The 7,503-nt window shown below is 73.9% G+C and carries 7 protein-coding genes and 1 pseudogene; 5 read left to right on the forward strand and 3 right to left on the reverse strand.

Annotated elements, in window-relative coordinates:
- Nucleotides 1-312: M23 family metallopeptidase (locus tag SSNG_RS30515; protein WP_042802347.1), on the forward strand; the 312-nt coding region annotated here is incomplete at its 5' end.
- A gap of 33 nt (nt 313-345) precedes the next feature.
- Here SSNG_RS30515 and SSNG_RS40420 read toward each other — a convergent pair.
- Nucleotides 346-1,159: pseudogene (locus SSNG_RS40420) on the reverse strand (DMT family transporter); the annotation flags it as partial.
- A gap of 280 nt (nt 1,160-1,439) precedes the next feature.
- Here SSNG_RS40420 and SSNG_RS30525 point away from each other — a divergent pair.
- On the forward strand, nt 1,440-2,915 hold the full coding sequence (locus tag SSNG_RS30525) for an SDR family NAD(P)-dependent oxidoreductase (protein WP_007267802.1): 1,476 nt from the start codon (nt 1,440-1,442) through the stop codon (nt 2,913-2,915).
- A gap of 44 nt (nt 2,916-2,959) precedes the next feature.
- Here the strand turns inward: SSNG_RS30525 and SSNG_RS30530 are convergent, their stop codons facing one another.
- Nucleotides 2,960-3,370 (reverse strand): hypothetical protein, encoded by a 411-nt coding sequence (locus SSNG_RS30530; RefSeq protein WP_042804383.1) that lies wholly within the window; start codon nt 3,368-3,370, stop codon nt 2,960-2,962.
- Nucleotides 3,371-3,667: 297 nt separating this feature from the next.
- Between SSNG_RS30530 and SSNG_RS42470 the strand changes: the two genes are divergently transcribed.
- Together SSNG_RS42470 and SSNG_RS30535 are read left to right on the forward strand one after the other, a co-directional pair.
- Entirely contained in the window at nt 3,668-3,838 is a 171-nt protein-coding gene (locus SSNG_RS42470; RefSeq protein ID WP_007267804.1) for a hypothetical protein, read from the forward strand.
- A 169-nt stretch (nt 3,839-4,007) separates the two neighbouring features.
- Nucleotides 4,008-4,991, forward strand: a complete 984-nt coding sequence (locus tag SSNG_RS30535) for an NAD-dependent epimerase/dehydratase family protein (protein ID WP_042802350.1) — start codon at nt 4,008-4,010, stop codon at nt 4,989-4,991.
- On the opposite strand, the gene SSNG_RS30540 is transcribed toward SSNG_RS30535, so the two are convergent.
- A complete protein-coding gene (locus SSNG_RS30540) occupies nt 4,977-6,416 on the reverse strand; it encodes a lipase maturation factor family protein (RefSeq protein WP_007267806.1) in 1,440 nt (479 codons plus the stop codon). The two genes, SSNG_RS30535 and SSNG_RS30540, sit on opposite strands and share 15 nt — an antisense overlap.
- Before the next feature lie 90 nt (nt 6,417-6,506).
- On the opposite strand from SSNG_RS30540, the gene SSNG_RS42475 reads away from it, so the two are divergent.
- A partial coding sequence (locus tag SSNG_RS42475) for a DUF6777 domain-containing protein (RefSeq protein WP_007267807.1) occupies nt 6,507-7,503 on the forward strand: 997 nt, incomplete at its 3' end.

The following is a 7,503-nucleotide window of genomic DNA, read 5'->3' on the forward strand; positions in this document are numbered from 1 at the left end:
TTCCCGGTGCCCACCGGCACCAGCGTCAAGGCCGTCGGACCCGGCACGGTCGAGTCGGCCGGCTGGGCCGGGGCCTACGGCTACCAGGTCGTCATCAAGCACTCCGACGGCCGCTACTCCCAGTACGCCCACCTGTCCGCGCTGGGCGTCAAGGCCGGCCAGCAGGTCTCCGGCGGCCAGCGCATCGGCCGCTCCGGCTCGACCGGCAACTCCAGCGGCCCCCACCTGCACTTCGAGATGCGCAGCGCCCCCGGCTACGGCTCCGACATCGACCCCCTGAAGTACCTCCGGAACAAGGGCGTCGGAATCTGAGGGATCTGACCCCCGCACGTGCGGCGGCACGGCCGTGAGCAGGATCAGGCCGGCCGCCGCCAGGACGCCGCTCGTCAGCGCCGCCACCGCCCCGGCGGTCCCGTACCGGAAACCTTCGTCGAACAGCGAGACCCCGACCGCCGCCGCGACCACCGGGTTGACCACGGTCACGGTGGCCAGCGGCGCGGTCAGCCCCGCCCCCCGATAGGCCGCCTGCGACAGCAGCAGCCCGCCGGACGCCCAGTACGGCGATCGCCACCAGGTCCGGCCACAGGGCGCCGAGGGTCCCCGGCGAGAAGCCCTCGGCCACCGACTTGGTGAACACCGAGCCCATCCCGAAGGCCGTACCGGCCGCCGCGGCCAGCAGCACGCTGCGCAGCACCGCCCGCCGCATCCGCCCCGCCGCCAGGACCAGCAGCGCCGCCCCGGCCGCCGTCACCGCCAGCAGCAGGCTCCGCTCGCCGCCCGCCAGCGCCTGCCGCCCCGCACCCTCCCCGCCCGTCAGGGCCAGCAGCCCGGCCAGCCCGGCCGTCGCCAGCAGCGCCCCGCGCCAGGCGGCCGCGCCCGCCCGGCGCCGGACGAACACGGCCGCCATCGGGAGCGCGAAGACGATGGTCAGCGCGCCCAGCGGCTGCACCAGGCTCAGCGGCCCGAACGCCAGCGCCACCACGTGCAGCAGCGCCCCGAGGCCGTTCAGCGCGACCGCGGCCCACCAGCCGGCGCGGCGCAGCGGCGCGTAGCGGCGGTCCGGCGAACTCGCCGCCACGTGTTCCTGGAGGATCGCGCCGCCCGCGTACGCGACGGCGGAGACCAGGCAGAGCAGAACCGACAGGGCCAGGGCACTCATGAGATCCACCATGCCCCAAAGGGACGCCCCGTTCATCCGCCCGCAGACCCCTTGATCGCGGGCCGAGTCATCCTCGTGGCATACACCAGCGGGAGTACGCGCAAGCCGCCCGAGGGGGGCGAAGGGGCTTGATCCCCTCCATACCGTGACAGGCCGCTCGCGGTCCGTGAGCCGGGCGGGAACGGGTTTGGACCCGGGCGTGTCGGATCCGTACAGTTTCCGTTTTGGGGACTTCCGCAGCAGGCGGACGCGGACGAGCGAACAAGGAACGGCAGCGGCCATGACGGTGACCGAAGACAACCACGCATACGGGCCGGGCATCGACCCCGAGCGCCTCGCCGTCTGCCTCAGCGTGCTCGACGAACTCGACAAGATCGACGTCGACCACCCCGACGCCATCACCGTACGCCGCGCCACCGCCGGCATCTACCGCACGGTGAAGCAGCGCCGCCGCCAGGAGCGCCGCGCCGCCAAGACCGCCAACGACAAGGCCGTCACCGAGGCGACCGCGACCGGCTCCGCCGAGCGCATCGACGACGAGACCGAGGGCATCCTGCCCTCCTCCGTCACCGAGGCCGGCCGGATCGCCGGGATACTCCAGCGCCCGCGCTCCTGCTACGTCTGCAAGGCGCGGTACGTCGAGGTCGACTACTTCTACCACCAGCTCTGCCCGGGCTGCGCCACCGAGAACCGCGCCAAGCGCGAGGCCCGCGCGGACCTCACCGGCAAGCGCGCGCTGCTCACCGGCGGCCGCGCCAAGATCGGCATGTACATCGCGCTGCGGCTGCTGCGCGACGGCGCCCACACCACGATCACCACCCGCTTCCCCAAGGACGCCATCCGCCGCTTCAAGGCGATGGAGGACTCGGCGGACTGGATGCACCGACTGGAGGTCGTCGGCATCGACCTGCGCGACCCGGCCCAGTCCGTGGCCCTCGCCGAGCAGGTGGCCGCGGCCGGCCCGCTCGACATCCTGATCAACAACGCGACGCAGACCGTGCGCCGCCTCCCCACCGCGTACGCCGCGCTCGTCGAGGGGGAGAGCGCCCCGCTGCCGGCCGGCGAGCTCCCCGCCCACCACGTCATCGGCGCCTTCAACTCGGGCGCGGTCGACGGCCTGGCGGCGCTGCCCGTCGGCGTGAGCGGTCTGGAGGCGCAGAAGGTCGCCGACCTCGCCCTCGTCGCGGGCAACGCCAGCCTGGAGCGGCACCTCGCCGGCACCGCCATCGACGCGGGCGGCCTGCTGCCGGACGTCGTCGAGACCAACACCTGGGTGCAGACCATCGACCAGATCTCCCCGGTCGAGCTGCTGGAGACCCAGCTCTGCAACTACACGTCGCCGTTCATCCTGATCAGCGCGCTCCGTCCGTCGATGGCCGAGGCCGCCCGCAAGGCGTCCAGCGGGCGCGCCTACGTCGTGAACGTCTCCGCGATGGAGGGCGTCTTCAGCCGTGGCTACAAGGGCGCCGGGCACCCCAACACCAATGCCGCCAAGGCCGCGATGAACATGGTGACGCGGACCAGCGGCCAGGAGATGTTCCAGTCCGACGGCATCCTGATGACCTCGGTCGACACCGGCTGGATCACCGACGAGCGCCCGCACTTCGACAAGCTGCGCCTGGCCGAGGAGGGCTTCCACGCCCCGCTCGACCTGGTCGACGGTGCCGCCCGCGTCTACGACCCGGTCGTCAGGGGCGAGGCGGGCGAGGACCTCTACGGGGTCTTCCTGAAGGACTACGCCCCCGCCAACTGGTAGCAGGCCCACGAGGGGCCGGCCGTCCCGCCCGGACGGCCGGCCCCTCACTCGTACGGGCGAACCGTCCCGTGGATTCCGTAGGCCCCCGCCGCGACCAGTTCCAGCAGCGGCCGCCAGTCCTCCACCACCCCGGCGTCCAGCCCCGACGTGCCGCCCGCACGGACCGCCTGGCGCAGCGCCTCGGCCGCCGCGTCCCCGGCCGCCTCCGGCCCGTCTGCCCTGGTCAGGCGGGCCACCCGGTCTCCCAGCAGGGGGCGGACCGCCTCGGCCGCGTCGCCTCCCCGGGCGGCCAGCAGCGGGCCCAGGAAGTGCACCAGCCCGGCCACTTGGAGCTCCTTGTCGAAGGGGTGCGAGCGGCGGAGCAGGGCTGCCGCCTGGAGCCCCCGGCCGCTCCGGTGCGCGTGCAGGAGTTCCATCAGCTCGTCGACACTGTCGATCGTGGGCAACCCCGACATAGCCACAACGGCTCCCTCCGTCGTCCGCGCGCACGCGCCACCGCCGACGAGCAGATCAGCCCCGGCGGACACGCCGGTGTACGACTTCCTGAACTCGGGGCGAAAACAAGCGGTCCGGCGCGGATTTTACCGTTCCATCGAGCGGACCCCCGCTCATATGTGTACCCTAAGGCGCAAGGAGCCCCCACCCGGGCACCCGCTCCACCAAGGCGCCACCGCGTCCGGACGAACCACTGAATCCCCCTATCCGGCGCGCGGTCCCGCCCGCCGGGTTACGCGACACACAGGGAGTGCGCGGTGACTGAGACCAAGAAGACCGACCCGACTCTGGAGCTCCCGGGACGGGGAACGATCACCCGGTCCGACGAACTCGGCAGCCTGGAGGTCTGGGCCCGCTCGGCGCCCATCCGGCTGGCCGGCTACGAGGACGACCTGGCGGAGCCGCACATCCTGCCCGGCATCGACTGACGGCCCCGGCCCGCAGAACGGGACCGCGCCCCCGCGCCCGACGGCGACGGGGGCGCGGCACGTACGGGGACCCGCCGCCGCCGGTTCCCGCAGGGGCTATGCCGTCAGCGTCATCGCCGTGGGCGATCAAGCCTTCCGCCGTCCCGCCGCGCCCGGCAGGGTCGGGCCCATGAGACTCCTGATGCTGGGTGGGACCGAATTCGTCGGACGCGCGATCACCGAAGACGCCCTGGACCGGGGCTGGGAGGTGACCGTCTTCCACCGGGGGCACCACGCGCCCCCGCCCGGAACCGCCGCGCTGCACGGCGACCGCACCGCCCCCGGAGGGCTCGCCGCCCTCGCCGAGGGGGAGTGGGACCTGGTCGTCGACACCTGGAGCGGCGCCCCCACCGCCATCCGCGACAGCGCCCGGCTGCTCGCCGCGCGCGCCGGCCGGTACGCGTACGTCTCCAGCCGCTCGGTGTACGCCTACCCCGCCCCCGTCGGCCTCACCGAGGACGGCCCGGTGGTGGACGGCTCGCCCGACGCCGGCTCCACCGCCTACGCCGAGGACAAGCGGGGCGGGGAGCTCGCCGCCCTCGACGCCTTCGGCGACCGCGCACTGCTCGTGCGCGCCGGCCTGATCATCGGCCCGTACGAGAACGTCGGCCGGCTGCCCTGGTGGCTGGACCGCACCGCCCGGGGCGGCCCGATGCTCGCCCCCGGCCCCCGCGACCTGCCGCTCCAGTACATCGACGCGCGCGACCTCGCGCGCTGGACCCTGGACGCCGCGGCGGCCGGCCTCGGCGGGCCCTACGACCTGGTCTCCCCGCGCGGCCACGCCACCATGGGCACCCTCCTGGACGCCTGCGCCGCCGCCACCGGCACCACGCCCGAGCTGCGCTGGACCGACGCGGACGCGATCCGGGAGGCCGGGATCGAGGCCTGGACGGAACTGCCGATCTGGCTCCCGGAGGGCGAGCTCCACGACTACATGTTCGGCAGCGACGTCACCAAGGCCCTCGCCGCGGGTCTGGTCTGCCGGCCGGTCCAGGAGACCGTCGCCGACACCTGGGCCTGGCTCCGCTCGATCGGCGGGGTCGCCCCGCAGCGCCCCGACCGTCCGCGCAAGGGGATCTCGGCGGAACGGAATCCACCACTACTCGGGCTCTGACGAGGCGGCCTCCGCGAGGCGGGTCGGCGGCAGGTACTCGCGCAGCAGCCGGCGGTGCCACCAGGCGCCCGTCTCGCGCAGCTCCCGCCAGGTCGTGAACCGGTAGCGGTACAGCCTGGCCCGCACGAACTGCGGCGGGGCGTCCGGGAAGGGATTGTGGCGGATCAGCCGCAGCGTGTCCCGGTCGCCCGCCAGCAGCCGCTCCACGAACGGCCCGAACCAGTCCCGGGCGTAGCCGGGGGAGAGCGCCGCGAACCACATCAGCCAGTCGAGCCGGAGGTGGTACGGGGCGAACTGGCGCGGGATCCGCCGCAGTTCGGTCGGCTTCCCCTTGAAGCCGTACTCGCGCCAGTCCCCGTCCGCCCGGGGGACGCGGTCGGCGGTGCCCTCGACGACCACCTCGTCGCGGATCCGGCCGACGGTGCCGAAGGCCCCGTACGTGTTGACCAGGTGCAGGGAATCGAAGGAGCGGTTCATCACCTGGCGGCGCGAGACCAGGTTCGCCACCGGGTGCCGGCTCAGCGCCAGCACCAGCACGGTCACCGCGCACACCAGGACCGCGTACCAGACGGGCGCCCCGAGCGAGGCGGCGGCGGGCGGCGGGCCGGCGATCCCGGTGAAGTCCACCGCCGAGAGGGCGAGGGTGATCGTCAGCCAGTTCAGCCAGGCGAAGTTCCCCGACAGCACCAGCCACAGCTGGGTGGCCACCATGACCCCCGCCGCGTACGAGGCCACCGGCTGCGGGGTGAACAGCAGAACCGGCACCACCAGTTGGGTGAAGTGGTTCGCCGCGCACTCCACCCGGTGCAGCGGCTTCGGCAGGTGGTGGAAGAACCAGCTCAGCGGGTTCGGCATCGGCTGCGTCTCGTGGTGGTAGTAGAGGCAGGTCAGCCGGCGCCAGCAGGCGTCGCCCCGCACCTTGATCAGCCCGGCGCCGAATTCCACCCGGAAGAGCACCCACCGCAGCAGCCACAGCACCAGCACGGGCGGCCCGGCCCGCGCGTTGCCGAGGAAGACGGCGAGGAAGCCGACCTCCAGCAGCAGGGACTCCCAGCCGAAGGAATACCAGGTCTGGCCCACGTTGACGATGGAGAGGTACAGCAGCCACAGCACCGCCCACATCCCCATGGCCGCGCCCAGCGGCACCAGGTCCCCCGCCCCGGCGGCCAGCGCCGCGGCCACGGCCGCCCCGGCCCAGGCGCAGCAGGCGAAGAGCCGGTCGGAGTAGCGCAGTTGGAACAGGCTCGGGGCGTGGCGGAACGGCACGTACCGCACGTAGCGCGGGACGGGCAGCATGCCGTGCGCCCCGATCAGTGCCCGGAACTGCAGGGCGGCCCCGACGAAGGCGAAGACGTAGACACCGGCCAGGGCCCGCTGGAAGACCAGCCGGCCCAGCCAGTAGCCGGGCGCGGTGAACCACTCCATCGCCTCCAGTATCCGGCGGCGCTCCGGTTGCGGCACCCCGGGACATGGGGCAGACAAGAGGGAGCAACCGGGGCGAAAAGGGAGAGCAGCGTGAACGACCTGAACGACGTGCCCGCACCGACATCCCGTCAGGCAGCGCGCCGTCAGGCACCGCGCCGTCACGTACCCGCTCCGCACGGCCCTCCTGGCGGCCCTCGGCCTGATCGCCGCCGGCTGCTCCGGCACCGCCCCCGAACAGACCAAGGGCCCGGTCCCGAAAGCCTGGAGCTCACCCTCCAGCCCGTCGGGGCGGCCGGGCCCGACCCCTTCACCCCCTCCTCCGCCACCGCCGAGTCGGCCCCCGTCCAGCCCCCGCTGCCCAACGCGAGCGGCCGCGGCATCCGCACGGTCGGCGCCGCCACCCCCGGCCTGTACGGCGGCACCAGCCGGCTCGGCAGCTGCGACGTGGAACGCCAGGTCGCCTTCCTCACCTCCGACGCCGCCAAGGCCCGTTCCTTCGCCCAGGCCGCCGGCATCGAACAGGAGAAGATCCCCGACTTCCTGCGCGCCCTCACGCCCGTGGTGCTGCGGGCCGACACCCGCGTCACGAACCACGGCTTCCGCGACGGCCGGGCCGAGGGCTACCAGTCGGTGCTCCAGGCGGGCACGGCCGTCCTCGTCGACGACCACGGCATGCCCCGGGTGCGCTGCGGCTGCGGGAACCCCCTCGCCGCGCCGCGCTCCGCCAAGGGGAACCCGGTGCTCAAGGGCGAGCAGTGGAACGGCTACCAGCCCACGCAGGTCATCGTCATCGAGCCGACCATCCAGGTGATCAAGCGGTTGGTCATCGTCAACGTCGCCGACAACACCTGGATCGAGCGCAAGGCCGGCGACGACGGGGCGCAGGACAAGCCTCCCAGGACCCTTCCCCCCTACGACCCGGCCGACGGCATCCCGGACGCCCCCGCGACCCCGGCCGAAGACCCCTGCGCCGGCGCGGAAGCGGACGGCCGGGCCCGGACCACCCCGCGCTCCTCCTCCCCGCCGCCGGCCGGCCCCCCGATCCCCTCCGCCGGCCCCTCGGCAGCGGGCCCGGACGGGCCGCCCG

The sequence above is a fragment of the Streptomyces sp. C genome (assembly GCF_000158895.1).
Taxonomy (GTDB): domain Bacteria; phylum Actinomycetota; class Actinomycetes; order Streptomycetales; family Streptomycetaceae; genus Streptomyces; species Streptomyces racemochromogenes.